At 55.6% G+C, this 25,019-nt stretch carries 27 protein-coding genes and 1 pseudogene; 18 read left to right on the forward strand and 10 right to left on the reverse strand.

Going from position 1 to position 25,019, the window contains the following annotated elements; genetic code table 11:
* From ABLV66_RS06445 to trxC, 5 genes are all read right to left on the reverse strand, one after another.
* Positions 1–324, reverse strand: coding sequence for a YfiM family lipoprotein (locus tag ABLV66_RS06445; protein WP_045392800.1), 324 nt, complete (start codon positions 322–324; stop codon positions 1–3).
* A gap of 40 nt (positions 325–364) precedes the next feature.
* Positions 365–1,720, reverse strand: coding sequence for a CDP-diacylglycerol--serine O-phosphatidyltransferase (gene pssA, locus ABLV66_RS06450; RefSeq protein ID WP_348876964.1), 1,356 nt, complete (start codon positions 1,718–1,720; stop codon positions 365–367).
* Between the two features lie 96 nt (positions 1,721–1,816).
* Positions 1,817–4,492 (reverse strand): bifunctional acetate--CoA ligase family protein/GNAT family N-acetyltransferase, encoded by a 2,676-nt coding sequence (locus ABLV66_RS06455; protein ID WP_348876941.1) that lies wholly within the window; start codon positions 4,490–4,492, stop codon positions 1,817–1,819.
* Between the two features lie 35 nt (positions 4,493–4,527).
* The gene (gene tapT, locus ABLV66_RS06460; protein WP_047043367.1) at positions 4,528–5,226 is read right to left on the reverse strand and encodes a tRNA-uridine aminocarboxypropyltransferase; all 699 of its coding nucleotides are present in this window, start codon (positions 5,224–5,226) and stop codon (positions 4,528–4,530) included.
* Positions 5,227–5,295: 69 nt separating this feature from the next.
* Positions 5,296–5,721 (reverse strand): thioredoxin TrxC, encoded by a 426-nt coding sequence (gene trxC / locus ABLV66_RS06465; protein ID WP_015370277.1) that lies wholly within the window; start codon positions 5,719–5,721, stop codon positions 5,296–5,298.
* Between the two features lie 204 nt (positions 5,722–5,925).
* Here trxC and ABLV66_RS06470 point away from each other — a divergent pair, with 204 nt between their 5' ends.
* Positions 5,926–6,996, forward strand: coding sequence for a tRNA/rRNA methyltransferase (locus tag ABLV66_RS06470; RefSeq protein ID WP_015703188.1), 1,071 nt, complete (start codon positions 5,926–5,928; stop codon positions 6,994–6,996).
* Between the two features lie 55 nt (positions 6,997–7,051).
* On the opposite strand, the gene ung is transcribed toward ABLV66_RS06470, so the two are convergent.
* A complete protein-coding gene (gene ung, locus ABLV66_RS06475; RefSeq protein WP_020078167.1) occupies positions 7,052–7,741 on the reverse strand; it encodes a uracil-DNA glycosylase in 690 nt (229 codons plus the stop codon).
* 312 nt (positions 7,742–8,053) lie between these two features.
* On the opposite strand from ung, the gene grcA reads away from it, so the two are divergent.
* Positions 8,054–8,437, forward strand: a complete 384-nt coding sequence (grcA, locus tag ABLV66_RS06480; RefSeq protein ID WP_002914084.1) for an autonomous glycyl radical cofactor GrcA — start codon at positions 8,054–8,056, stop codon at positions 8,435–8,437.
* Between the two features lie 45 nt (positions 8,438–8,482).
* Here grcA and srmB read toward each other — a convergent pair whose 3' ends face one another.
* Positions 8,483–9,814 carry an ATP-dependent RNA helicase SrmB gene (gene srmB / locus ABLV66_RS06485; RefSeq protein WP_348876942.1) on the reverse strand — a complete coding sequence of 444 codons (1,332 nt, stop codon included), beginning with the start codon at positions 9,812–9,814 and terminating at the stop codon, positions 8,483–8,485.
* Between the two features lie 131 nt (positions 9,815–9,945).
* Here srmB and trmN point away from each other — a divergent pair, with 131 nt between their 5' ends.
* On the forward strand, positions 9,946–10,683 hold the full coding sequence (trmN, locus tag ABLV66_RS06490; RefSeq protein ID WP_049061051.1) for a tRNA(1)(Val) (adenine(37)-N(6))-methyltransferase TrmN: 738 nt from the start codon (positions 9,946–9,948) through the stop codon (positions 10,681–10,683).
* Here trmN and nadB read toward each other — a convergent pair.
* On the reverse strand, positions 10,668–12,287 hold the full coding sequence (nadB, locus tag ABLV66_RS06495; protein WP_047043373.1) for an L-aspartate oxidase: 1,620 nt from the start codon (positions 12,285–12,287) through the stop codon (positions 10,668–10,670). The genes trmN and nadB overlap by 16 nt on opposite strands.
* 363 nt (positions 12,288–12,650) lie before the next feature.
* Between nadB and rseD the strand changes: the two genes are divergently transcribed.
* From rseD to acpS, 12 genes are all read left to right on the forward strand, one after another.
* Positions 12,651–12,713, forward strand: coding sequence for a rpoE leader peptide RseD (gene rseD / locus ABLV66_RS06500; protein ID WP_350425049.1), 63 nt, complete (start codon positions 12,651–12,653; stop codon positions 12,711–12,713).
* The gene (gene rpoE, locus ABLV66_RS06505; protein ID WP_002914074.1) at positions 12,710–13,285 is read left to right on the forward strand and encodes an RNA polymerase sigma factor RpoE; all 576 of its coding nucleotides are present in this window, start codon (positions 12,710–12,712) and stop codon (positions 13,283–13,285) included. The genes rseD and rpoE overlap by 4 nt, the downstream gene beginning before the upstream one ends.
* Before the next feature lie 32 nt (positions 13,286–13,317).
* The gene (rseA, locus tag ABLV66_RS06510; RefSeq protein WP_015370285.1) at positions 13,318–13,968 is read left to right on the forward strand and encodes an anti-sigma-E factor RseA; all 651 of its coding nucleotides are present in this window, start codon (positions 13,318–13,320) and stop codon (positions 13,966–13,968) included.
* The gene (gene rseB / locus ABLV66_RS06515; protein WP_045392783.1) at positions 13,968–14,924 is read left to right on the forward strand and encodes a sigma-E factor regulatory protein RseB; all 957 of its coding nucleotides are present in this window, start codon (positions 13,968–13,970) and stop codon (positions 14,922–14,924) included. Before rseA ends, rseB begins: the two co-directional genes overlap by 1 nt.
* On the forward strand, positions 14,921–15,400 hold the full coding sequence (rseC, locus tag ABLV66_RS06520; RefSeq protein ID WP_045392781.1) for a SoxR-reducing system protein RseC: 480 nt from the start codon (positions 14,921–14,923) through the stop codon (positions 15,398–15,400). Before rseB ends, rseC begins: the two co-directional genes overlap by 4 nt.
* A 184-nt stretch (positions 15,401–15,584) precedes the next feature.
* Entirely contained in the window at positions 15,585–17,384 is a 1,800-nt protein-coding gene (lepA, locus tag ABLV66_RS06525; protein WP_008803765.1) for a translation elongation factor 4, read from the forward strand.
* 14 nt (positions 17,385–17,398) lie between these two features.
* Entirely contained in the window at positions 17,399–18,373 is a 975-nt protein-coding gene (gene lepB / locus ABLV66_RS06530) for a signal peptidase I (protein WP_045392778.1), read from the forward strand.
* Between the two features lie 253 nt (positions 18,374–18,626).
* Positions 18,627–19,307: a ribonuclease III gene (rnc, locus tag ABLV66_RS06535; RefSeq protein ID WP_020078171.1), complete on the forward strand. Its 681-nt coding sequence runs from the start codon at positions 18,627–18,629 to the stop codon at positions 19,305–19,307.
* Complete coding sequence (gene era / locus ABLV66_RS06540; RefSeq protein ID WP_015370290.1) at positions 19,304–20,209, forward strand: GTPase Era; 906 nt, start codon at positions 19,304–19,306, stop codon at positions 20,207–20,209. The genes rnc and era overlap by 4 nt, the downstream gene beginning before the upstream one ends.
* An 11-nt stretch (positions 20,210–20,220) precedes the next feature.
* Positions 20,221–20,958, forward strand: coding sequence for a DNA repair protein RecO (gene recO, locus ABLV66_RS06545; protein ID WP_015370291.1), 738 nt, complete (start codon positions 20,221–20,223; stop codon positions 20,956–20,958).
* Positions 20,959–20,969: 11 nt separating this feature from the next.
* Entirely contained in the window at positions 20,970–21,701 is a 732-nt protein-coding gene (pdxJ, locus tag ABLV66_RS06550; RefSeq protein WP_045392776.1) for a pyridoxine 5'-phosphate synthase, read from the forward strand.
* Positions 21,701–22,081 (forward strand): holo-ACP synthase, encoded by a 381-nt coding sequence (gene acpS, locus ABLV66_RS06555; protein ID WP_045392774.1) that lies wholly within the window; start codon positions 21,701–21,703, stop codon positions 22,079–22,081. Before pdxJ ends, acpS begins: the two co-directional genes overlap by 1 nt.
* An 8-nt stretch (positions 22,082–22,089) precedes the next feature.
* On the opposite strand, the gene ABLV66_RS06560 is transcribed toward acpS, so the two are convergent.
* Entirely contained in the window at positions 22,090–22,350 is a 261-nt protein-coding gene (locus tag ABLV66_RS06560) for a YfhL family 4Fe-4S dicluster ferredoxin (protein WP_047043379.1), read from the reverse strand.
* Between the two features lie 203 nt (positions 22,351–22,553).
* Here ABLV66_RS06560 and ABLV66_RS06565 point away from each other — a divergent pair.
* Positions 22,554–22,871, forward strand: a pseudogene (locus ABLV66_RS06565) (type II toxin-antitoxin system RelE/ParE family toxin).
* Positions 22,872–22,937: 66 nt separating this feature from the next.
* Positions 22,938–23,234, forward strand: a complete 297-nt coding sequence (gene nadS / locus ABLV66_RS06570) for a NadS family protein (RefSeq protein WP_045392770.1) — start codon at positions 22,938–22,940, stop codon at positions 23,232–23,234.
* Positions 23,235–23,268: 34 nt separating this feature from the next.
* Here nadS and ABLV66_RS06575 read toward each other — a convergent pair whose 3' ends face one another.
* A complete protein-coding gene (locus tag ABLV66_RS06575; RefSeq protein ID WP_045392768.1) occupies positions 23,269–24,117 on the reverse strand; it encodes a MurR/RpiR family transcriptional regulator in 849 nt (282 codons plus the stop codon).
* 238 nt (positions 24,118–24,355) lie between these two features.
* Here ABLV66_RS06575 and yfhb point away from each other — a divergent pair, with 238 nt between their 5' ends.
* Complete coding sequence (yfhb, locus tag ABLV66_RS06580) at positions 24,356–24,967, forward strand: phosphatidylglycerophosphatase C (RefSeq protein WP_213293137.1); 612 nt, start codon at positions 24,356–24,358, stop codon at positions 24,965–24,967.
* Positions 24,968–25,019 lie beyond the last annotated feature (52 nt).

Raw genomic sequence — 25,019 nt, forward strand, 5'->3', positions numbered from 1 at the left:
TTATTGATGCGCCAGTTGCCACACCGCATAGCCGGTAGTGGCGCCGGCGACATCCCAGGCGAAATCTTTCCAGCTCCAGCCGCTCCCTGCCGGGCGGCTGTCCCATAACTCTTTTGATGCCCCCAGACTAACGGAAAACATCAGACCGATGGCGGCGCTGCGATCGCGGCTGTATCCCTGATGCTGCGCATATTCATTGCCGGCCGCGGAGAGCATTGCCGACGCGAGAAAGTGTTGGGCTTTGTCCTGACCGCTCCAGGCATCATTGGCCATATGGCTGCAGCCGCCAAGCAGTAAAGGGGCAAAAATAACAAGATGACGCATAGTGCTTCCTGAAAAAAAGCCCCGTAAACGGGGCATTGATTTAAAGAATGCGGCTAATAAGACGGTCGATGCGGATACGTCGCAGACGGCGAATGAGCTTTTTCACCTTCACCGGATAGTCGGCGATGCTTTGCAGATCGCGATAATGCTTCACTACCGTCGTATGCGTACGGATGAGCTGAAGCTCCTTTTCCCGCATTTCGCGCAGTTGATGTTTAGGATCGTGGATAAGCACGGCATTTTCCAAGTCCAGCCGCCAGGCGCGCGGATTGAGGTTATTGCCGGTTAACAGCATCCATTCGTTATCAACCCACATACCCTTTAGATGGTAGCTGTTATCGTCATCTTTCCATAAACGCACGATGAGCTGATCGGTATTCACATAATACTGCAGGCGGCTCAGGAAGCGTCGCAGGTTAATTTCGTACAAATAAGGCAGTGCGCCGATGATTTTAAACGGCTGATCTTCCGGGATATAGAAGTCGTTCGCGGTCTTATCGCCGACGATGATTTCCACTTTTTTGCCGCTGCGTAGCAGAGAAATAATATTTCTGACCAGTACGGCGGGCAGGTTGAAATACGGGGTGCAGATTGTCAGCTTGTGTTCCGCACACGGCATCAGGTGGAAGATAGTCTTGTTGAGCAAGCTCGATTTACCGAGCCCGACCAGCGGTGTGACTGATAATTGTTCTTCATCGGCATTGCCGGTGAAGTGATAGCCGCTTTCGCGCAGATCCTGGCGATACAGGCGAATATCATTTTTGATTTCCGGGCTTTTCGGCCGATCCGGGCGATCGAGACGATTCACGCCGCGACCCTGTACCAGGTTGTGCTCGACCCAGTCGAACATGACATCGGCCATCTTGCCGTTGCGGATGCACTGATAGCGATCGTAGCGATATTTATCATGCTGATGCAGGTACACATCGTTCAGGCTGGCGCCGCTATAGATGACGCTATCGTCGATGATGAAGCCTTTAAAATGGAGCACGCCGAGCGCTTCACGGGTATTGACCGGGACGCCATAGACCGGGATATCAATCCCAGGATTTTCCTGGGCCATACGACAGTACCAGTCGGCATTGGTATTGGAGGCTGCAGCGCCGATGCGGCCGCGCTGGGCGCGATGCCAGTCAACCAGCACGCGCACGTCCAGTTCCGGACGTTGACGTTTGGCGTCGTACAGGGCTTGCAGTATTCCTTTTCCGCCATCATCTTGCTCAAGGTAGAGCGCAATAATGCAAATACGCTGGGTGGCGTGGGCTATCTTTGCCAGTAGCGCCTGGCGGAAATCAGCCGGCGCGTAAAAGAACTCGATATCATCAACTGACTGAGAGAGCTTAGGGAGTTGGGCAAGGTGTTGTTGATGTTTATTACGCTTAAATTTTGACAACATCACAGTGCGTTTCTTCTCTGTTTATTGAAGGGTCTTCTGTACCATGCAGACGACGTAAGCGGGCAATAATAACATCACTACCCGCGAATGTGGTCATTAATTGCTGTCGCTTGTCACCGAATGTAACGTATTCAGCGCAAGAGACAGGCTCACAATTCCGTCTTCTAGCTGGATATCTACGGCAAAGCCAAGTTTTCTGGCAAGGCTTATCATGCCGCGGTTATTTGGCATGGTGATGCCATTTAAGCGCTGTAATCCGTGTCCATGCGTATAGGCGATAAGCTTTTCAAGGAGCTGTCGCCCCAGACCTAAACCTTTCAGATCCGAGCGTACCAGTACGGCAAACTCGGCATCAATGTTATCAGGATCGGAAATCGCTCTGGTCACGCCAAGGATCTCGCTTCCTTGCTCCGTAGCGCGTACCGCAACAAAGGCCATTTCACGATCGTAGTCGATCTGGGTCATATTGGCTAAGTCGTCATGGGTGAATTCGTTGATCTCGCTGAAGTAGCGGTAATAGAGATCTTCTTTAGTGACCTGTTCGATAAAAGCCAATAGCAGAGGTTCATCCTCAGGCAGGATCGGCCGGAACAGGCAGCGTTCACCGTTTTTCATCACCACCCATTCTTCTAACTGTTGCGGATAGGGTCTGACTGCCAGCCGGCTTTCGCTGTCGCCGCTAAATGGCGCCAGGCTGAGGGTGACGTCGAGGGCGGTAAACTCGTTGCCGGAAGCAAGCAAGGGGTGAATATCCAACCGCTGGATCTCGGGGCAATCGACGATCAGATTAGAGACCTGCACCAGCAACTGGCTAAGACCGGGAATATCTAACGGGCGCAGCGCGCTGCGTCCGCGGATTTTTTTGCTCTTAATGGCCTGGATCACCAGATAACGCGCCAGGTTCATATTCAGCGGCGGCAGGGCGACCGCGGCCTGATTTTCCGCTCGCCACTCGACACCGCCTTCGCCAAGCATGATCAACGGGCCAAAAAGCGGGTCATGCTCGACGACGACCCGAAGTTCCTGCGCCCCGGCGCGGTTGGCCATGCTTTGGACTAGCAGGCCATGAATACGCGCCTGCGGCCAGGCCATTTTTACCCTGTCGATAATCGCGTCCGCCGCCTGCTGGACTTCAGCAGGGGTTCGTAAATAGAGCATAACGCCCTGAACTTCAGATTTATGTGGAATATCCGGCGAACGTAACTTCAACGCCACCGGGTAGCCAATCTGCTCGGCGATATGTACCGCTTCGGCGCTGTCGGCGGCAATCCAGGTGGGCAGAGTATGGATGCCGTAGGCGCGTAGCACCGGGCTGACTTCATGGGTGTCCAGTGAGGTCGCGCCTTCGCTCAGCGCGCGCTGCAATAGCGTGTGGGCCTCGGCGGTATTGGCGGTCAACGTATCGGACAATACCGGCGTTTCCCGTAGCTGTTTCTGGTTGCGACGGTATTCCACCATATGCATAAAGGCGGTAATGGTACCCTCAGGCGTGCGATAGGTTGGAATGCCGGCTTCGCTAAATAGCCGTCGCGCCTCCTGGGAGGAGAACTCTCCGCACCAGTTCGTCAGCACCGTAACGTATTTCCCGCGCGGATGACGCTTAAGGGCATCAATCAACGCCAGCGCGCTTTCGGTACCCGGCGCCGCGGCGCTGGGGGAGTGGATCACCAGCAGCGCATCATAATCCTGGCTATCCAGCAACACATTCAGCGCCTTGAGATAATGCTCGCTGCTGGCGTCATCGCGCAGATCCAGAGGATTAGCAACCTCGACGCCTGTCGGTAACGTCTGTTTGAGCTGGTTGCTGGTTGCCTCGCTAGGCGTGGCGAGCTTACCGTTACGCAGCCACAGTTCGTCCAACGCCAGCGCCGCCGGCGCCGCGCCATTACTGATGATCATCAGTTTTTCGCCGCGCAATGGGCGCATATGGCTCAGGGTTTCAACGGCGGAAAAGAGCTCGTGGGTGTCCTGCACGCGCAGTAGCCCCGCCCGCTGAATAGCGGCGTCCCAGGCGGGATCCATTCCTGAGTTTACATGCAGCAATTTCTGCGCCGCCGGGCTGCGGCCGCTTTTGATGACCAGAATGGGTTTATTACGCGAGGCGCTACGGGCGGCGGAGACAAAACGCCGCGCATCGCTGAGATGCTCCAGATAGAGCAGAATGGCGCTGGTCTTGCTATCACGGGCGAGAAAATCGAGCAGGTCGTCGACGTCGATATCAAGACTATCGCCCAGCGCAATAAAGTACGAGAAGCCCATTTCACGCTGCTGCGCCCAGTCCAGAATGGTGTTGGAGACGGCGGCGGATTGCGAGATAAACGCCAGCTTGCCGCGCTGGATAGGCACCGGCGAGAAGCTGGCGTTGAGGCCCTGCCACGGCGCCAGGAGCCCCAGGCTGTTGGGGCCGAGTAGACGCATTTGATAACGGGCGGCGCATTCGAGCAGCGCCGGGTACTGGTCCGGCTGTGAAGAGAGGATAATGCAGGTTTTACACCCTTTCCGCCCTAAGGCCTCGAGCAACTCGAGGTTGCGACGGGCATTAGTACAGAGCACCGCCAGATCCGGAGTAAAAGGCAGGCTGTCGATAGTCGGCCACGCCAGTACGCCAAGCACCGCTTTCCAGGCGGGCGTCACCGGCAGGACCGGGCCATTAAAACCGCCGGCCAACAGGTTGCGCATCATTAAATAGCCAGCGCGCTGCGGTTTCATCGATGCGCCAATGACGGCGATCGATTTTGGCCGCAGCAGTGCTTCCAGGCCTCGTTGGCTCATTCCGGTCTCCTTTAATCCCCAGTGACCGAATGATTTTAAACGCTTTCAGCCTGTTGTGCTGTGATACTGCCCTTATGCTGCGTTTTTCCCGCCAGATAGCGGCTTCTGAACAGACTAAAGTGATCGCCAAGCGCGGCAGCCGCCTGTGCGTCGCCGGCTAAATCCAGCAGAGCAATGGCGACTTCCGCCGTACAGTACTGACCGTCGGCGTGGGCCTCGCGCAGGTGATAGGCTGAGATGCGCGACAGGTCGACTGAGATTACCGGCAGCGCATCGAGATACGGGCTTTTGCGAAACATTTTCCGTGCTTCCGTCCAGGTGCCGTCGAGCATAATGAACAACGGCGGCTTACCCTCCGGCGGGGCGCTCAGTACCTGACGATCCGCTCCGGCATAAGAGGCCGGAAAGACGACCATGGGCTGATAATCAGGGTTGGCGACCAGATCGAGCAACGCCTGCGGCGGCTCGGTACGCGACCACTGAAACGCTTCGGTATTGGGCAGAATATCGGCGATAAGACGTCCGGTATTGCTGGGCTTCATCGGCTCGGTGTCGAACATTACCAGGCAAAAGCGGCTGTCGGCGGGCACTGGCGCCAGCGTTGCGCACAGACACTGTTTTAGGGGGAGCAGGCAGCGCTGACAGCGGCGGATACGGTTGCCGCGAGCAAGAAAAGGCCGGGTTGCGCGCGCGAGGCGTTCTGCGCGCAGGCGAAGGACAGCGTTATCAATCATGGGAGTCGCTAATGAAAAACGCTATTGTCGCAGAGGAGAAAACGGGGCACAAGCGGTGCCCCGGCGGCTTTACTGTTGGTTGGCTTCGTTCAACCAGCTATCGAACGGCGCTTTGGGGACGGCGCCATTCAGCATGTCGACCATTTCACCATTTTTGAACATCATAATGGTTGGAATGCTACGGATGCGGAAGCGAGCGCTCAGTTCGCGTTCGGCTTCGGTGTTCACTTTCACAAAACGCATTTCGCCGCTGCGCTCTTCAGCCACATCTTCAAAGATCGGCGCGAAGCTACGGCATGGACCGCACCACGGGGCCCAGAAATCAATCACGACTGGCAGATCGTCCTTTAATAGTTTATCCAGCGTTGCCCCGGTCGCGTTGATGACATCGCCGTCAAAGAGATCGTGGCCGCAGCGCCCGCACTTGGCGCCATCGGCGCTACGGTCTTCGGGGATGCGGTTAAGAGCCTGACAACTGGCACAAACGGTATTCATAACTAACCTCTGGTTATGGGGTTGCAGCGCGGCACGTGGCCGATTTGTTTCTGTAATGTTACATATTATCGATTAGGCGCGAATAAAGGACAATGTCTTTTGTTCGATGGTTACAATAGACCAAGGCTTTTAAATGAAATAATGGCTAAGTGAAGATACATCGGGTAATCTTCGCGCTTCGCGCAGCGCAGGTGGAGAAAATAGATGAGCGACGAACTGAAAAATAAAAGCGGCAAGGTCAAAGTGATGTATGTCCGCAGTGATGATGATTCTGACAAACGTACCCATAACCCGCGTACCGGGAAAGGGGGAGGGCGTCCAGGAAAATCACGTGTTGACGGCCGCAGCCGCCCTGCGCGCGATGAACGTAACAGCCGCGGCGACGATCGCAAACGCGACGATCGCAAGCGTAATGATTTTAATCGCGATGATGCGTCCCCGTGGCGCACCGTTTCCCGCGCTCCTGGCGATGAGACGCCGGTAAAAGAAGATCACGGCGGCATCAGCGGTAAGAGCTTTATCGATCCGGAAGTGCTGCGTCGTCAGCGCGCGGAAGAGACCCGAGTCTACGGCGAGAACGCCTGTCAGGCGCTGTTCCAGAGCCGTCCGGAAGCCATCGTACGCGCCTGGTTTATCCAGAGCGTCACCCCGCGCTTTAAAGAGGCGCTGCGCTGGATGGCGGCCAACCGTAAGGCCTACCACGTAGTGGACGAAGCCGAGCTGGCGAAAGCGTCTGGTACCGAACACCACGGCGGCGTCTGCTTCCTGATCAAAAAACGTCATGGTACTTCCGTGGCCCAGTGGGTGGCGAAAGCAGAAGCCGAAGATTGCGTACTGGCGCTGGAAGATGTTGGCAACCCGCACAACCTCGGCGCGATTATGCGTAGCTGCGCGCATTTTGGCGTGAAAGGTGTGGTAGTGCAGGATGCCGGCGTGCTGGAGTCTGGCGCGGCGATCCGCACTGCAGAAGGCGGCGCGGAACATGTTGAGCCGATCACCGGCGACAGCTTTATCGATACCCTGACGCAGTTCCGTCAGGCTGGCTACGCTATCGTCTCGACCTCCAGCCATAACGGTACGCCGCTGTTTAAGGCCGAGCTGCCGAAAAAAATGGTGCTGGTATTAGGCCAGGAGCGTGACGGTCTGTCCGATGCGGCGATCTCCAGCTCTGACCTCAACGTCGCCATCGACGGCACCGGCAATGTCGAAAGTCTTAACGTCTCCGTGGCGACCGGCGTGCTGCTGGCGGAATGGTGGCGTCAGAATAAGGCCTGATATCGGTCTCTGAATGCAAAAAGCCAGCTGATGCTGGCTTTTTTATTGTCGTCGCTCACTCGCTTTCAGCGGGCAGCACCGGCATCCAGTCAATGGGCGCCTCGCCGCGTTCGGCCAGCCACTGGTTGGTTTGCACAAAGTGGTTGCAGCCGAAGAAACCGCGGTGCGCCGACAGCGGCGATGGGTGCGGCGCCTTCAGGACGCAATGGCGCTGGCGATCGATAATGGCGCCTTTCTTCTGCGCGTGCGCGCCCCACAGCAGAAATACCACTCCTTCACAATGCTGGTTAATCAGCGCTATCACTTTATCGGTAAAGGTTTCCCAGCCGAGACTGGCGTGTGAATGCGCCTGACCGGCGCGTACCGTTAACACGGTATTAAGCAGGAGCACGCCCTGGCGCGCCCAGCTTTCCAGATAACCATGCGCCGGGCGCTGAAAGCCGGGGATGGTGCCTTCCAGCTCTTTATACATGTTCAGCAGCGACGGCGGTATCTGTACTCCCGGTAAAACAGAAAAGGCCAGACCGTGCGCCTGTCCCGGGCCGTGATAGGGATCCTGACCTAAGATGACCACTTTGACCTCGCCCAGTTCGGTATAGCGAAAGGCGTTAAAGACATCTTTCTGCGGCGGATAGATAGTCATGCCGGACTGACGCTCTTCGGCGACGGTCTTGAGGGTGTTGAGAAAATAGGGCTGCTGCTTCTCTTCCGCCAGCACGTCGTGCCAGGTTAATGGGGTGGTCATCTCGCTCTCCTGCAAAGTGTCATGCCCATAGCTTAACTGCTTCTTTCTGCATAACAAAATCGCGACGTCATTCCTGACTGGTTGCGCATAAAAAAAATTGAAAATTTACAAAATTTTTTATGACACCTACTGGCGTAACTTGATGTAAAACAATACTATCCTCATATACCCACTTTGAGTGAGTGGTTTTTGTTGATTTAAATCAATGAATGCCGGGTGTGTGGCTGATATATATACACTCATACAACAATGGTTTTACCAATTGGCCGCAAAGAGGCCAAAATCGAATAAACACTGCCTGGGAGGCATCAAATGATTACTGGTATCCAAATTACTAAAGCGGCAAACGACGACCTGCTGAACTCTTTCTGGCTGCTGGATAGCGAAAAAGGCGAAGCGCGCTGCCTGTGCGCCAAAGGTGGTTTTGCGGAAGATGACGTGGTTGCGGTGAGCAAACTGGGTGAAATCGAATACCGTGAAATCCCGGTAGACGTGAAACCGGAAGTCCGCGTGGAAGGCGGTCAGCACCTGAACGTGAACGTGCTGCGTCGCGAAACCCTGCTGGATGCCGTTGAGCACCCGGAAAAATACCCGCAGCTGACCATTCGTGTTTCCGGCTACGCGGTACGTTTTAACTCTCTGACTCCGGAACAGCAGCGCGACGTTATCGCTCGTACCTTTACCGAAAGCCTGTAAGGCTAAAGCCAGATGTGAAAACGCCGGGATATCCCGGCGTTTTTTTTACTCTTCGTTAGACGTTGACGGCGTCCCGGCAGCGCTTGGCTTACGACGCTTACCGATGTTTTTGGTATCGCGGTGGCGTTTCTTGACCCGCGGCTTCTCTTTTTCTTTCTCTTTTTTCTCGGCGCGTTTCGCCAGCACTTTCTTCGATGGCTTACCGGTTAACTTCTCGCTCGGCGCGCGGGTTTTCGGTCGCAATTCATCAATCACGCGAGCTTTCAGCGGTTCTTCAACGTAGCGGCCGATTTTGCCCAGCAGCAGATGATCGTGCGCTTCAACCAGCGAAATAGCGGTGCCTTTCTTACCAGCACGGCCGGTACGGCCAATACGGTGCAGATAGATATCGGCGGTGCGCGGCATATCGAAGTTAAACACGTGGCTGACATCCGGAATATCAATACCGCGCGCGGCGACGTCGGTGGCAATCAGCACGTTCACGCGACCATCGGTCAGGCGTTTAATCGCTTCGTTACGTTTGATCTGCACCATTTCGCCTTCCAGCCAGCAGGTGGTGATGCCTGATTCGTGCAGCTTGGCCGCCAGTTCATGAACGCGCTCGCGTTTACGCACGAACACGATAGAGCGGGTTGCTTCCGGCTGCTTCAGCAGATTAACCAGCAGCGCGGTTTTATGCTCGATATCATCGGCGCGATAGTACCACTGGTGGATTTTTTTACGTTCGCGGGTCGACGGATTTGCGGAAACTTCAACCGGCTCTTCCAGCAGGCGTTCGGCAAAGTCTTTAATTGCATCGCCTTCCAGCGTGGCGGAAAACAGCATGGTCTGCTTGCGCCAGCGGGTTTCACCGGCGATGGTTTCGATATCCTGGGCAAAGCCCATGTCCAGCATGCGGTCCGCTTCATCAAGGATCAGCGTTTCTACCGCGCGGCAGTCGAAGTTCTCTTCTTTAATATACTGCAGCAGGCGACCGGTGGTGGCGACCACGATATCCTGGTTTTCGCTGAACACTTCCGCGTGGTTCATGTACGCAACGCCGCCGGTAATGGTGGCAATATCCAGATGGGTATGCTTCGCCAGTTCGCGGGCGTGATCGGCAACCTGCATCGCCAGCTCGCGGGTCGGCGTCAGGATAAGGATCCGCGGCGGCCCCGATTTCTTACGCGGGAAATCAAGCAGATGCTGCAACGCTGGCAGCAAATATGCCGCAGTTTTACCGGTGCCTGTCGGCGCAGAACCGAGAATATCACGGCCATCAAGCGCAGGCGGAATAGCGGCGGCCTGAATGGCTGTCGGGCGTGTGAAACCTTTATCCTGGAGCGCTTCCAGCAGGTTTTCGTCGAGTTCAAGTTCGGAAAAAGTCGTTACAGTCATGTTCTACCTCTGAGTGGGCCGCCGATTATAGACGTTACTGACGTAATGTTCATCTGTTTGTAAGGCTATCTGTTCTCCGGTATTGTGCATAGCCTTAAGCACAGCCGTTTTCGCCAGCAAGGTTTTTGAGGATGTCTCAGTCGAAGTTTGCGCTGCCGCGCAATGGTTTTACCTTTAAACAATTTTTCGTCGCCCACGATCGCTGCGCCATGAAAGTCGGTACCGACGGTATTCTGCTGGGCGCTTGGGCGCCGATTGCTCAGGTGAAGCACGTGCTGGATATCGGCGCCGGTAGCGGTTTACTGGCATTAATGTTAGCCCAGCGTACCGCGGAGTCGGTACAACTGGATGCGGTGGAGTTGGATGAAGAGGCCGCGGCGCAGGCGCGGGATAACGTGGCGGCCAGCAGCTGGTCTGGACGTATCGCGGTATTTCAGGCGCCGATTCAGCAGTGGCAGCCGCAGCCGCCGCGGCGCTATGAGCTCATTGTCAGCAATCCGCCGTTTTTTGCCGAAGGCGTCCCTTGCGCGACGTCGCAGCGCGAACAGGCGCGTTACACCACCTCGCTCGATCATACGACGCTGCTCGCCTGCGCTGCGGATCTGATTACCGAGGAGGGCTTTTTCTGCGTAGTGCTGCCGGTGGATATTGGTAATGCGTTTGTCGAACGGGCAAAAGCGATGGGATGGCATTTGCGCTTACGCACCGACGTGGCGGAAACAGAAATGCGTCCGCCGCATCGCGTCCTGCTGGCATTCTCTCCCAGCGCCGGCGAGTGTTTCAGCGATCGGCTGGTGGTGCGTGGGCCAGAGCAGCAGTACTCTGAAGGCTTTACCGCGCTGACCCGCGACTTCTATCTTTTTATGTGAGTGAGCGGCGAGAGGATTGACGGGCCGCTCTCGGCCAGCGTGTCCGGGTAGTCGAGCGTATAGTGCAGGCCGCGGCTCTCTTTACGCTGCATGGCGCAACGCACGATAAGCTCGGCCACCTGCACCAGATTGCGCAGTTCCAGTAAATTATTGGAGACGCGAAAACGCGCGTAATACTCATCCAGCTCCTGCTGCAGCATAGTAATGCGCCGCAGGGCCCTTTCCAGCCGGCGGGTGGTACGCACGATTCCGACATAATCCCACATCAGCAGGCGCAGTTCGTGCCAGTTATGTTGAATCACCACCAGTTCATCCGGGATCTCAACCTGGCTTTCATCCCACGGCGGCAGCTGTTCCGCCGCTTGCGCCAGCGGCAGGCGTTTCGCAATATCCTCGGCGGCCGACCAGCCGTACACCAGACACTCCAGTAATGAGTTCGAGGCCATGCGGTTGGCGCCGTGCAGCCCGGTGTAGCTCACCTCGCCGATGGCGTACAGGCCGTCAACGTCGGTACGTCCGTTATCATCCACCATCACGCCGCCGCAGGTGTAGTGGGCGGCAGGCACGATCGGTACCGGCTCTTTGGTTAAATCGATGCCAAGGCCGAGTAGCTTTTCATAAATCATCGGGAAATGCTGGCGAATAAACGCTTCGGGCTTATGGCTAATATCCAGATACATGCAGTCGACGCCGAGGCGTTTCATCTCATGGTCGATGGCGCGGGCGACGATATCGCGCGGAGCCAGTTCGCCACGCTCGTCGAAGTCCGGCATAAAGCGGCTACCGTCGGGCCGTTTTAGCAGCGCGCCTTCACCGCGTAGGGCTTCCGTTAAGAGGAAGTTTCGCGCCTGTGGATGAAACAGCGCGGTAGGGTGGAACTGGTTAAATTCGAGATTGGCCACACGGCACCCCGCGCGCCAGGCCATGGCGATGCCGTCGCCGGAGGAGACATCAGGGTTGGTGGTGTATTGATAGACTTTCGCGGCGCCGCCGGTCGCCAGCACCACGGCTTTTGCGCTGCAGGTTTCTACCTTTTCCTTATTACGATTCCAGATCCATGCGCCGACGACCCGCCGGGTACCCGGCAGACCAATCTTATCGGAGATAATCAGGTCAACCGCGTTGCTACGCTCCAGAATGGTGATATTCGGATGCGCCAGCGCTTTGCCGACCAGCGTCGTCTCTACCTCTTTACCGGTGGCATCGGCGGCATGCAGGATCCGCCGATGGCTATGGCCGCCTTCACGCGTCAGATGGTAGCTCTCTTCACCGTTGGCCTGAACCTGGGTATCAAACAGTACCCCTTGATCGATAAGCCACTGTACGCAGGGTTTGGCGTTGCTGGCGACAAAGGAGACGGCATGGCGGTCACAAAGACCGGCCCCGGCGATGAGCGTATCTTCGACGTGGGATTCAATGCTATCGGTTTCATCGAAAACGGCGGCAATCCCACCCTGGGCGTAGAACGTCGAGCCTTCGCTAACCGGCCCTTTGCTTAGTATGGTGACCGCGTGGCGTTCCGCCAGGCGCAGCGCCAGAGACAATCCGGCAGCGCCGCTGCCGATAATCAACACATCACAGGAAAAGTCAGGAGTCGTCTTCATAGCTTCTGTTTAATTTACTAAACACAATGGCGTCACCATAGCACCTGATGGGGCCAAATCGTACAATTATTTTCGTGAATAGTTGTGCGGGCTAAACAAAGCTGGCGGAAAAGAAAATATGTAAACGAAAGAAAATATTTGCGAAGCAGGCCGTTACCTTCAGATTTTATAGTGAAAAATAAGTTGGGTTACGTTACCCTTCAGGCGGGCCTTGCGCTTTTTCTTCATTAGCTTACCTGGCGTTGAACAACGGGACTTATAATGAGAGATAACAATCAGTCCACCGTTGTCAGACAAAAATCAAAAGCGTAACGGAACTTTATTGTGTTCAGACACTCCAAACGACTGCTTGCTCATAATGCAGTGCTTGGGTGGTGTTCTGAATACGCATGGGAATTGGGTTTGGGGAGACATTACCTCGGATGAGCGAGCAGTTAACGGATCAGGTCCTTGTTGAACGGGTCCAGAAAGGAGATCAGAAAGCCTTTAACCTACTGGTAGTACGCTATCAGCACAAGGTGGCAAGCCTGGTCTCCCGCTATGTACCGCCGGGCGATATCGCTGACGTTGTTCAGGAATCGTTCGTGAAGGCGTGGCGTGCGCTGGATTCTTTCCGGGGGGATAGCGCTTTTTATACCTGGTTGTATCGTATCGCCGTAAACACGGCAAAGAATTATCTGGTTGCTCAGGGACGCCGTCCGCCATCAAGCGATGTAGACGCCAACGAGGCGGAAAACTTCGAAAGCGGCGGGGCATTGAAAGAAATTTCGAACCCTGAGAACTTAATGTTGTCAGAAGAGCTGAGACAAATAGTTTTTCGTACCATTGAATCGCTCCCGGAAGATTTACGCATGGCAATTACGTTACGGGAGCTGGATGGCCTGAGCTATGAAGAAATAGCCGCCATCATGGATTGTCCGGTTGGCACGGTACGTTCGCGTATCTTCCGGGCACGTGAAGCTATTGATAATAAAGTTCAACCGCTAATCAGGCGTTGACGATAGCGGAATACTGGAAAAGGGTATCAGGCATGCAGAAAGAAAAACTTTCGGCCTTAATGGATGGTGAAACGCTGGATAACGAGCTGCTCAATGAGCTGAGTCGTTCTTCTGAAATGCAAAAAACCTGGGAGAGCTACCATCTCATCCGCGACACGCTGCGAGGCGATACCGCCGAGATGCTCCAATTCGATATCTCAGCTCGCGTAATGGCCGCCATCGAGAACGAACCTGCTCGTCAGGTTGCGCCGCTTATTCCTGAATCTCAACCCGCTCCACACCAGTGGCGTCAGATGCCTTTCTGGCAGAAAGTGCGCCCGTGGGCCAGCTCGCTTACCCAAATGGGCGTGGCAGCGTGCGTGTCTCTGGCTGTGATCGTCGGTGTCCAGCAGTATAACGGACACTCCGATGCCTCCCAGCAGCCGGAAGCGCCAGTCTTCAACACCATGCCGATGATGGGCAAAGCCAGCCCGGTTAGCCTGGGCGTTCCGGCCGATGCCTCCGCCGGTAGCGGTCAGCAGGCGCAGGTTCAGGAGCAACGTCGTCGTATTAATGCTATGCTGCAGGACTATGAATTGCAGCGTCGCCTGCACGCTGAGCAGCTTCAGTTTGGCCAGGCCCAGACTCAGCAAGCCGCTGTTCAGGTGCCGGGTTATCAAACTTTAGGAACGCAATCGCAGTAATGAAGCAACTTTGGTGTGCCATGTCGCTCATGGCAGGCAGCCTGTTCTTCTCCACCAACGCCTCGGCTGATACATCGTCCGGGGCGTTGTTGCAGCAGATGAACCTGGCCAGCCAGTCCCTCAATTACGAGCTGTCTTTTGTCAGTATCAACAAACAGGGCGTTGAGTCGCTGCGCTATCGTCACGTGCGGTTGAACAACCAGCCCCTTGCTCAGTTGCTACAGCTCGACGGTCCGCGTCGGGAAGTGGTGCTGCGCGGTACTGAAATCAGCTATTTTGAACCCGGTCTCGATCCCTTCACCCTGAACGGCGACTATATCGTCGATTCCTTGCCGTCTCTGGTGTACACCGATTTCAAAAAGCTGGCCTCGTATTATGATTTCATCTCCGTTGGCCGGACGCGTATCGCCGATCGCCTGTGCGATGTAGTGCGCGTGGTGGCCCGCGACGGCACGCGCTACAGCTACATTGCGTGGCTGGATGCCGAGACCAAGCTGCCGCTGCGCGTCGACTTGCTCGACCGCGACGGTGAAACCCTGGAGCAGTTTCGGGTGGTCTCATTCAATATCGGTGATAACGTAAGCTCGAGTATGGAAGCGCTGTCGAAAGCCAGCCTGCCGCCGCAGCTGTCGGTTCCGGAAAGCGGCAATAAAGCCAACTTTAACTGGGCGCCAACCTGGCTGCCGCAGGGCGTGACGGAAGTTTCCAGCAGCCAGCGTCGTTTACCGACCTTCGACGGTCCGGTCGAGTCTCGTCTCTATTCCGACGGTCTGTTTAGCTTCTCCGTTAACGTTAATCGCGCGACGGCTAACAGCAGCGATCAGCTGCTGCGCACCGGTCGCCGTACCGTCAGCACTTCGGTACGCGATAACGCCGAAATCTCGGTGGTTGGCGAATTACCGCCGCAAACGGCAAAACGTATCTCAGACAGCATTAAGTTCAGGGCCGCGCAATGATCAAAGAGTGGGCGACTGTCGTCTCCTGGCACAACGGCGTGGCGCAGGTTCACTGCGATGTTAAAGCCTCTTGCAGCAGCTGCGCCTCGCGCGCTGGCTGCGGTAGCCGGGTGCTCAATAAACTGGGGCCGCAAACCAGCCATACCATAAGCGTTCCCTGCGACCAGCCGCTGACGGCCGGGCAAAAAGTGGAACTGGGCATTGCTGAAAGCAGCCTGCTGGGTTCGGCGCTGCTGGTATACATGGCGCCGCTGTTCGGGCTGTTTGTGATGGCGTCGATTTTCCAGGTGCTGTTTGCCAGCGATATTGCTTCGCTGTGCGGCGCGTTGCTTGGCGGCGTCGGCGGGTTCCTGGTGGCGCGCGGGCTGTCGCCGAAGCTGGCTGCTCGCCAGTCGTGGCAGCCGGTGATTTTAAGCGTCGGTTTACCGCCGGATCTGCTGCGCGTTGATACGCCTTCCTCTGAAATGGGGCAGTGATTTCACTGTCCCTCATCTTTATTTACGCTTCCTGATACAACGCCACAATTCTGCCGTTATGCTGGATCTAACAGCATTTCCTGGTTTCGCGGATGTAGTGTAGAATGCGGCGTTTTCGGATTAAAAAACGTCAGGCACAGAACAGCGGCCTCATGAGACTCGTAAGGCATAATTAACTCTAAATATGAAGAATATACGTAACTTTTCGATCATCGCTCACATCGACCACGGTAAGTCGACGCTGTCTGACCGTATCATCCAGATTTGCGGTGGCCTTTCTGATCGCGAAATGGCGGCCCAGGTTCTGGACTCCATGGACCTTGAACGTGAGCGTGGCATTACCATCAAGGCGCAGAGCGTCACCCTGGATTACAAAGCCAGCGATGGTGAAACCTATCAGCTCAACTTTATCGACACTCCGGGCCACGTTGACTTCTCCTATGAAGTATCGCGCTCCCTGGCGGCGTGCGAAGGCGCGCTGCTGGTGGTTGACGCCGGGCAGGGCGTAGAAGCCCAGACTCTGGCGAACTGCTATACCGCGATGGAAATGGACCTCGAAGTCGTCCCGGTTCTTAACAAGATCGACCTGCCTGCCGCCGACCCTGAGCGCGTAGCGGACGAGATTGAAGATATCGTCGGTATCGACGCTCACGACGCGGTTCGCTGCTCGGCGAAAACCGGTGTTGGCGTGCCGGATGTGCTGGAACGTCTGGTACGCGATATTCCGCCGCCGGAAGGCGATCCGGACGCGCCGCTGCAGGCGCTGATTATCGACTCCTGGTTCGATAACTATTTAGGCGTCGTGTCGCTGGTGCGTATTAAAAACGGCACCATGCGCAAAGGCGACAAAATTAAGGTGATGAGCACCGGTCAGGTCTATAACGCCGACCGTCTTGGCATCTTCACCCCGAAACAGGTTGACCGTACCGAACTGAAATGCGGCGAGGTGGGTTGGCTGGTTTGCGCCATTAAAGACATCCTCGGCGCGCCGGTGGGCGATACCCTGACCGCGGCGCGTAATCCAGCGGATAAAGCGCTGCCGGGCTTCAAAAAAGTGAAGCCGCAGGTCTACGCCGGTCTGTTCCCGGTGAGCTCTGATGACTATGAGAACTTCCGCGATGCGCTGGGTAAACTGAGTCTGAACGATGCTTCCTTGTTCTACGAGCCGGAAAGCTCAACGGCGCTGGGCTTCGGCTTCCGCTGCGGCTTCCTCGGTCTGCTGCACATGGAAATCATTCAGGAGCGTCTGGAGCGTGAATACGATCTGGATCTGATTACCACCGCGCCGACGGTAGTCTATGAAGTAGAAACCACCTCTAAAGAGGTTATCTACGTCGATAGTCCATCGAAGCTGCCGCCGCTGAATAATATTCAGGAACTGCGTGAGCCGATCGCCGAATGTCACATGCTGCTGCCGCAAGAGTTCCTCGGCAACGTGATTACCTTGTGTATCGAGAAACGCGGCGTGCAAACCAACATGGTTTACCACGGCAAACAGGTTGCGCTGACCTATGAAATCCCGATGGCGGAAGTGGTCCTCGATTTCTTCGACCGTCTAAAGTCGACCTCCCGCGGCTATGCATCGCTGGATTACAACTTCAAGCGCTTCCAGGCTTCCAACATGGTGCGCGTCGACGTGCTGATCAACGGCGAGCGCGTCGATGCGCTGGCGCTCATCACGCACAACGACAACGCGCCGTATCGTGGCCGCGAGCTGGTCGAGAAGATGAAAGAGCTGATCCCGCGTCAGCAGTTTGATATCGCGATTCAGGCGGCCATCGGTAACCACATCATCGCGCGCTCTACCGTGAAACAGCTGCGTAAAAACGTCCTGGCGAAATGCTACGGCGGCGACGTCAGCCGTAAGAAAAAGCTGCTGCAGAAGCAGAAAGAAGGTAAGAAGCGTATGAAACAGGTTGGTAACGTTGAACTGCCGCAGGAAGCGTTCCTCGCCATTCTGCACGTTGGTAAAGACGGCAAATAATCTAAGGAGTTGGCATGGCGAACATGTTTGCCCTGATTCTGGTCATTGCGACCCTTGTGACAGGGCTGTTGTGGTGTCTGGATAAGTTCATATTCGCACCAAAACGTCGTGAACGTCAGGCCGCTGCTCAGGCAGCGACTGGCGATCAGCTGGACAAGAAAACGCTGAAGAAGGTTGGCCCAAAACCGGGCTGGCTGGAAACCGGCGCCTCGATCTTCCCGGTGCTGGCGATTGTGCTGATTGTGCGTTCGTTTATCTATGAGCCGTTCCAGATCCCGTCAGGTTCGATGATGCCGACTCTGCTGATTGGCGATTTTATCCTGGTGGAGAAATTCGCCTACGGCATTAAAGATCCGATCTACCAGAAAACGCTGATCGAAACCGGCCATCCGAAGCGTGGCGACATCGTGGTGTTTAAATATCCGGAAGATCCGCGCCTTGACTACATCAAGCGTGCGGTTGGTCTGCCGGGGGATAAAGTCACTTACGATCCGGTGGCTAAACAGGTGACGATTGAGCCTGGCTGCGCGTCGGGCCAGGCATGCGGGAGCGCCTTGCCGATCACCTACTCAAACGTTGAGCCGAGCGATTTCGTTCAGACCTTCTCCCGTCGCAACGGCGGTGAAGCCACCAGCGGTTTCTGGCAGCTGCCAAAAGGCGAAACCAAAGCCGACGGTATTCGTCTGACCGAGCGCAAAGAGACGCTGGGCGAAGTGACCCACCGTATTCTGACGGTACCTATCGCTCAGGATCAGGTGGGGATGTACTATCGTCAGTCCGGTCAGCCGCTGGCGACATGGGTCGTTCCGCCGGGTGAATACTTCATGATGGGTGACAACCGCGACAACAGCGCCGACAGCCGTTACTGGGGCTTCGTGCCGGAAGCGAACCTGGTGGGTAAAGCCACCGCCATCTGGATGAGCTTCGAAAAACAGGAAGGTGAGTGGCCAACCGGCGTACGTTTATCGCGCATCGGCGGCATCCACTAATTCCTCGTCTTAATTCGCGCTGCCGGTGCAATAATGGCAGCGCGAATTATTTAGTATTTAAATCCATCCAAACTAACGACATCCCTTGTCGTTGCGTATAGAATATCCCCCCGAAGTTTTTGGTTGTCTCTCGAAAGAGTGACACTGCACACGAAACCGCGTTGGTTAGTTTCTGCCCTTATATATCAAGGGTATGTATGCTCAGGTCGGTTTCGTGTGCTGCATCTTTGACGCATTCATTTATTGGTAACGCATGAACCCCATCGTAATTAATCGGCTTCAACGAAAGCTGGGCTACACTTTTGTTCATCAGGAGCTGTTGCAACAGGCATTAACTCACCGCAGTGCCAGCAGCAAACACAACGAGCGTCTCGAGTTTTTAGGCGACTCTATTTTAAGTTTCGTGATCGCCAATGCGCTCTATCATCGTTTCCCGCGGGTAGACGAAGGGGATATGAGCCGTATGCGCGCGACGCTGGTGCGAGGCAATACGCTGGCGGAAATCGCCCGCGAATTTGAACTGGGCGAGTGCCTGCGCCTTGGGCCTGGCGAGCTGAAGAGCGGCGGTTTTCGTCGCGAATCGATTCTGGCTGACACCGTAGAAGCCTTAATCGGCGGGGTTTTCCTCGACAGCGATATTCAAAATGTTGAACGCTTAATCCTCTCCTGGTACCAGACTCGTCTGGATGAAATCAGCCCGGGCGATAAGCAAAAGGATCCGAAGACTCGTCTGCAGGAGTATCTGCAGGGGCGTCATCTGCCGCTGCCGTCCTACCTGGTCGTCCAGGTTCGCGGCGAAGCGCACGATCAGGAATTTACTATCCACTGCCAGGTCAGTGGCCTGAGTGAACCGGTGGTTGGCACAGGTTCCAGCCGTCGCAAGGCGGAGCAGGCTGCCGCCGAACAGGCGCTGAAAAAACTGGAGCTGGAATGAGCGAAGAAAAAAGTTATTGCGGATTTGTCGCCATCGTTGGTCGTCCAAACGTTGGCAAATCCACGCTGTTGAACAAGCTGCTTGGGCAGAAGATTTCGATCACTTCCCGTAAAGCGCAGACTACCCGTCACCGCATCGTCGGTATCCATACCGAAGGGCCGTATCAGGCGATTTATGTTGATACCCCGGGCCTGCATATGGAAGAGAAGCGCGCGATTAACCGCTTAATGAACAAAGCGGCCAGCAGCTCGATTGGCGACGTGGAACTGGTTATCTTTGTCGTTGAAGGTACCCGCTGGACGCAAGATGACGAGATGGTGCTGAACAAGCTGCGCGATGCGCGCGCGCCGGTGATTCTGGCCGTCAACAAAGTTGATAACGTGCAGGAAAAAGCGGATCTGCTGCCGCATCTGCAGTTCCTTGCCAGCCAGATGAACTTCCTCGACATCGTGCCGATTTCTGCGGAAACCGGCACCAACGTTGATACTATCGCGTCGATCGTACGTAAACATCTGCCGGAAGCGATTCATCACTTCCCGGAAGATTACATTACCGACCGTTCCCAGCGTTTCATGGCTTCCGAGATCATCCGCGAAAAGCTGATGCGTTTCCTCGGCGCTGAACTGCCGTACTCCGTGACCGTCGAAATTGAACGTTTCGTGAGCAATGAACGCGGCGGCTACGACATCAACGGCCTGATCCTCGTCGAGCGTGAAGGGCAGAAGAAGATGGTAATTGGCAACAAAGGCGCCAAAATCAAAACCATCGGCATCGAAGCGCGTAAAGACATGCAAGAGATGTTTGAAGCGCCGGTGCACCTCGAACTGTGGGTCAAAGTGAAATCCGGCTGGGCCGATGACGAGCGCGCGCTGCGCAGTCTCGGTTACGTTGACGACCTCTGAGTTAACGCAACGTGGATGGATGGCAGCGCGCCTTTGTCCTGCATAGCCGACCGTGGAGCGAAACCAGTCTGATGCTGGACGTCTTCACGGAAGAGTCCGGTCGCGTGCGCCTGGTTGCCAAAGGCGCACGCTCCAAACGTTCTAATCTCAAGGGCGCTTTACAGCCCTTCACCCCCTTACTGGTTCGCTTCGGCGGCCGCGGCGAAGTCAAAACCCTTCGCAGTGCGGAAGCCGTCTCGCTGGCGCTGCCGCTTAGCGGCATCACGCTCTACAGCGGTCTTTACGTAAACGAGCTCATCTCCCGCGTGCTTGAGCACGAAACGCGCTTCTCCGAACTCTTTTTCGACTACCTGCACTGCATCCAGGCGCTTGCCGGGGCCAGCGGTTCGCCGGAGCCCGCGCTGCGGCGCTTTGAGCTGGCGCTGCTCGGGCACCTGGGCTATGGCGTGGATTTCCTCCACTGTGCCGGCAGCGGCGACCCGGTGGATGACACCATGACCTACCGCTATCGCGAAGAAAAAGGCTTTATCGCCAGCCTGGTGATTGATAACAGCACGTTTACCGGGCACCATTTGAAAGCGTTGGCTAGCCGCGAGTTTCCGGATGTAGATACGCTGCGCGCCGCGAAGCGCTTTACCCGCATCGCCCTGAAGCCGTATCTTGGAGGGAAACCGCTCAAGAGCCGGGAATTGTTTCGCCAGTTTATGCCCGCGCGAAAGGCGCGAGCCGATAATACGAATAATGATTAACGAGGATTGTCATGGCTGAATTACTGTTAGGGGTCAATATTGACCACATTGCGACATTGCGTAACGCGCGCGGTACCGCTTATCCGGATCCGGTGCAGGCGGCTTTTATTGCAGAACAGGCCGGCGCCGATGGTATTACCGTGCACCTGCGCGAAGACCGCCGCCATATCACCGATCGTGACGTGCGCATTCTGCGCCAGACGTTGCACACCCGAATGAATCTCGAAATGGCGGTCACCGAAGAGATGCTGGCGATTGCCTGCGAGACAAAACCGCACTTTTGCTGTCTGGTGCCGGAGAAGCGTCAGGAAGTGACCACCGAGGGTGGACTGGATGTTGCCGGGCAGCGCGATAAGATGCGCGATGCCTGTAAGCGCCTGGCGGATGCCGGTATTCTGGTCTCCCTGTTTATTGACGCCGATGATGAGCAGATCAAAGCGGCTGCCGACGTGGGCGCGCCGTATATTGAAATCCATACCGGCTGCTATGCCGATGCCAAAACCGATGCCGAACAGGCTAAAGAGCTTGAGCGTATCGCCAAAGCGGCGACCTATGCCGCCACCCTTGGACTGAAGGTGAACGCCGGTCACGGTCTGACCTATCACAACGTGAAAGCCATTGCCGCCTTGCCGGAAATGCACGAACTGAATATCGGCCATGCCATTATTGGTCGCGCAGTGATGAGCGGTCTGAAAGAGGCTGTCGCGGAAATGAAACGCCTGATGCTGGAAGCGCGCGGCTAATGGCGATTCTCGGGCTGGGTACCGACATCGTCGAAATCGCCCGCATCGAAGCGGTGATCGCCCGTAGCGGCGATCGCCTGGCGCGCCGGGTGCTGAGCGATCACGAATGGAGCATTTGGGAGCAGCATCAGCAGCCGGTGCGTTTTCTGGCAAAACGCTTTGCGGTCAAAGAAGCGGCGGCGAAAGCGCTCGGAACCGGTATTCGCAACGGCCTGGCGTTTAATCAGTTCGAAGTTTTCAACGATGAATTAGGCAAGCCGAAACTGCGGCTATGGGGCGAAGCAAAGCTATTGGCTGAACGGATGGGGGTAAGCGTTATTCACGTCACTCTCGCCGATGAACGCCACTATGCCTGCGCCACGGTGATCGTCGAAAGCTAAACCCGCGGTTAAAGCTTATCCGCGTGATGCATGAGCACGAATTTATCCCACAACTGTTCTTCATTCTCGACGTGCGCCGGATCTTTGAGAATAGTATTCGGGATCGGGCACACTTTCTGGCAGGTTGGCGTGTCGTAGTGACCCACGCACTCGGTGCAGCGGTCGCTGTTAATCTCATAAATGCTATCGCCCATCGAAATGGCCTCATTCGGGCACTCCGGCTCGCACATATCGCAATTGATGCATTTTTTGGTGATTAACAGCGCCATCAGGAAAATCTCAGAAACAACACAAACAGGGCGGGCATTATACGCCCATTTTCTACTCAGACCAGCTTTTTCACCAGCGCTTCGCTAGCGTCTATATTTATAACCCCGTTGAGCCTGAATATGTACCTGGTACATTTATTAACTTGCTTGTTGTACCCCGTACACTTATGATGATTTTATAATCATGATACGCAGGATGCGGTATGTACACTTTTATTGAGCTGCAGGGTTTCAGTAAACGGCGTCAGGCGCTTCTACCGGATGACGAGTTTCGCGTTTTTCAGGAGGTGTTGATTGAGGATCCTGAGGCTGGCGATACCATCGCAGGGACAGGGGGATTTCGAAAAATTCGCTGGAGCTGACCGGGGATGGGCAAGCGTGGCGGGGTGAGAATTATTTATTACAATGTGACGCGTAAAGGGCGAATTTACCTGGCATTGGTCTATCCCAAAAATGAGCTGGATGATTTAACGGAAGAACAAAAGAAGATGCTGAAACAGTTATCCGCTATGCTGGAATAACGCTGAGTTTCTATCACTCCACGGGACCACGTTGTCAGTGGTGCCCACGAGGGCGATGAGGTACAGATGAAAGACGAATTATTTGCCGATCTGCTGGCCAGTGCAGAAGAAATGGTGAGAATTGAAAAAGGTGAGCAAACCCCTGAGCCGCAGCATGTTCACACTTTTAGCCCGATCGATGTGAAAGCGATTCGCGAAGCGACGGGGTTAAAACAGCAGGATTTTGCTCTCGCCGTAGGCGTTAGCTATGACTTAGTTAAAAGCTGGGAAACTAAACGGCGTCAGCCAACCGGGGCGCCGCGAAAATTGCTGCTTTTATTACAGCTCAATCCTTTTATTATCAATCAGCTCAAAACAATCTAATGTTTGTGGGCATCGCCAGATGCCCATTTTCTACTCAGACCAGCTTTTTCACCAGCGCTTCGCTATGTCGTATCCGTTCCGGCGCGTGTTCGAGATCTTGCTGCACCAGCGCCATAAAGAGGAGATCGGTGAGCATCATTTGCGCGCTGGTGGAGGAGATCGCCGCGCTGCGCGTCGCCTGCTCTTCAGCAATAGTGTAGAGACACTGCGAGGCCTGCTGCTGTAAGGCATTGGGAGTAAACCCGGTGATCGCGAGGATCTTGCTGCCGACGCGTAGCGCTTCAGCGGCCGCCATATTGATCTCGCGGCGTTCGCCGGAGTAGGAGATAGCCAGCAGCAGATCGTCCGCCGACATCGCTTGCACCGTTGCCAGCAGCGCATGCATATCTTGCTCGGCGACGGCGTTGATGCCAATTTTCATCAACTTCCAGCTAAAATTGCGCGCCACCAGTCCGGAGGCGCCGATACCGGTAATGATTATCCGGCGAGCATCGCGCAGCAGAGTCACCGCCTCCAGGAGTTTCTCTTCGCTGTTGACGTCCAGCGAGGCGTGCATCGCCGCGATGTTATCTTTGATCAACTTTTCGCCCACCAGACGCAGCGGATCGTCGCCGCGGATTTGGTTGTGTACCGGCACCGAGTGCGGGTCCGGGCTGCTGGCCAGCGCTTCGCTGAGCGCCAGTTTTAATGCCGGAAAGCCTTTGAACCCCATTTTTTGCGCGAACTTCACCACGCTGGACTGGCTGACTCCCGCTTCGCCCGCCAGCTGCTGCGAGCTGAGATGGCGGGTTTGGTCCGGCTGAGCCAGAATAAAGTCAGCAAGTTTTTTGTCGCTCGCCGCCAGCGACGGGTAACGCTGGCGGATGCGGATTAAACAGTTCATGGCTTCTCCGAAGGAGGGCGTTAGCGGCTGAAAGAATTTTGTATTCGATTATAAGTGGAATAATACGAATTAAAAATTCTGCTGTGAAGAATTATGCGAACGGGTCAGATTCTGAATCTTACCTCAACCACGGCAGACAATTTCGCGCTCGTCGCGGCAAGCCTGTTAAGCTATCGACATCGCCAGGAAAATCCGTACCAGAAAGGAGTTCGGTTTGAACAGTAACGCGCGACGAGTCGTGTTTTTCGATCTTGATGGCACCTTGCACCAGCAGGATATGTTTGGCAGCTTTATTCGTTATCTTTTACGTCGTCAGCCGCTCAACGTGCTGGCAGTGGCGGCCTTGTCGCCAGTAGTACTGCTGGGGCTGTTGGTTAACGGTCGCGCGGCGCGCTGGCCGATGAGCCTGCTGCTGTGGGCTGCTACCTGCGGGCGGCGTGAAAGCCATCTTAAGCGTCTGGAGGCGGCGTTCGTTAGCTGGTTTCGCCAGCACGTGACCGCCTTTCCGGTGGTGCAGGGCCGGCTAAACGACTATTTAACCAGTACTGATGCCGACGTCTGGCTGATTACCGGCTCACCGCAGTCGCTGGTGGAACAGGTCTATGCCGATACGCTTTGGCTGCCGCGCGTAAAACTTATCGCCAGCCGTATGAGCCGCCGTCGCGGCGGCTGGGTGCTGACGCTGCGTTGCCTGGGCCATGAGAAAGTAGCGCAGCTGGAACAGCGGATCGGCGCGCCGCTACGTTTATACAGCGGCTATAGCGATAGCGAGCAGGATAACCCGCTACTCTGTTTTTGCCAGCACCGCTGGCGGGTCACGCCGCAGGGCGATCTCCAGCAGCTCGAATAATTCTGCTGCAGGCGAATTATTTGGGCGATATATAGCGCCCATGTATAATGCG

This window comes from Klebsiella sp. CN_Kp073 (assembly GCF_040065495.2).
GTDB lineage: Bacteria > Pseudomonadota > Gammaproteobacteria > Enterobacterales > Enterobacteriaceae > Klebsiella > Klebsiella aerogenes.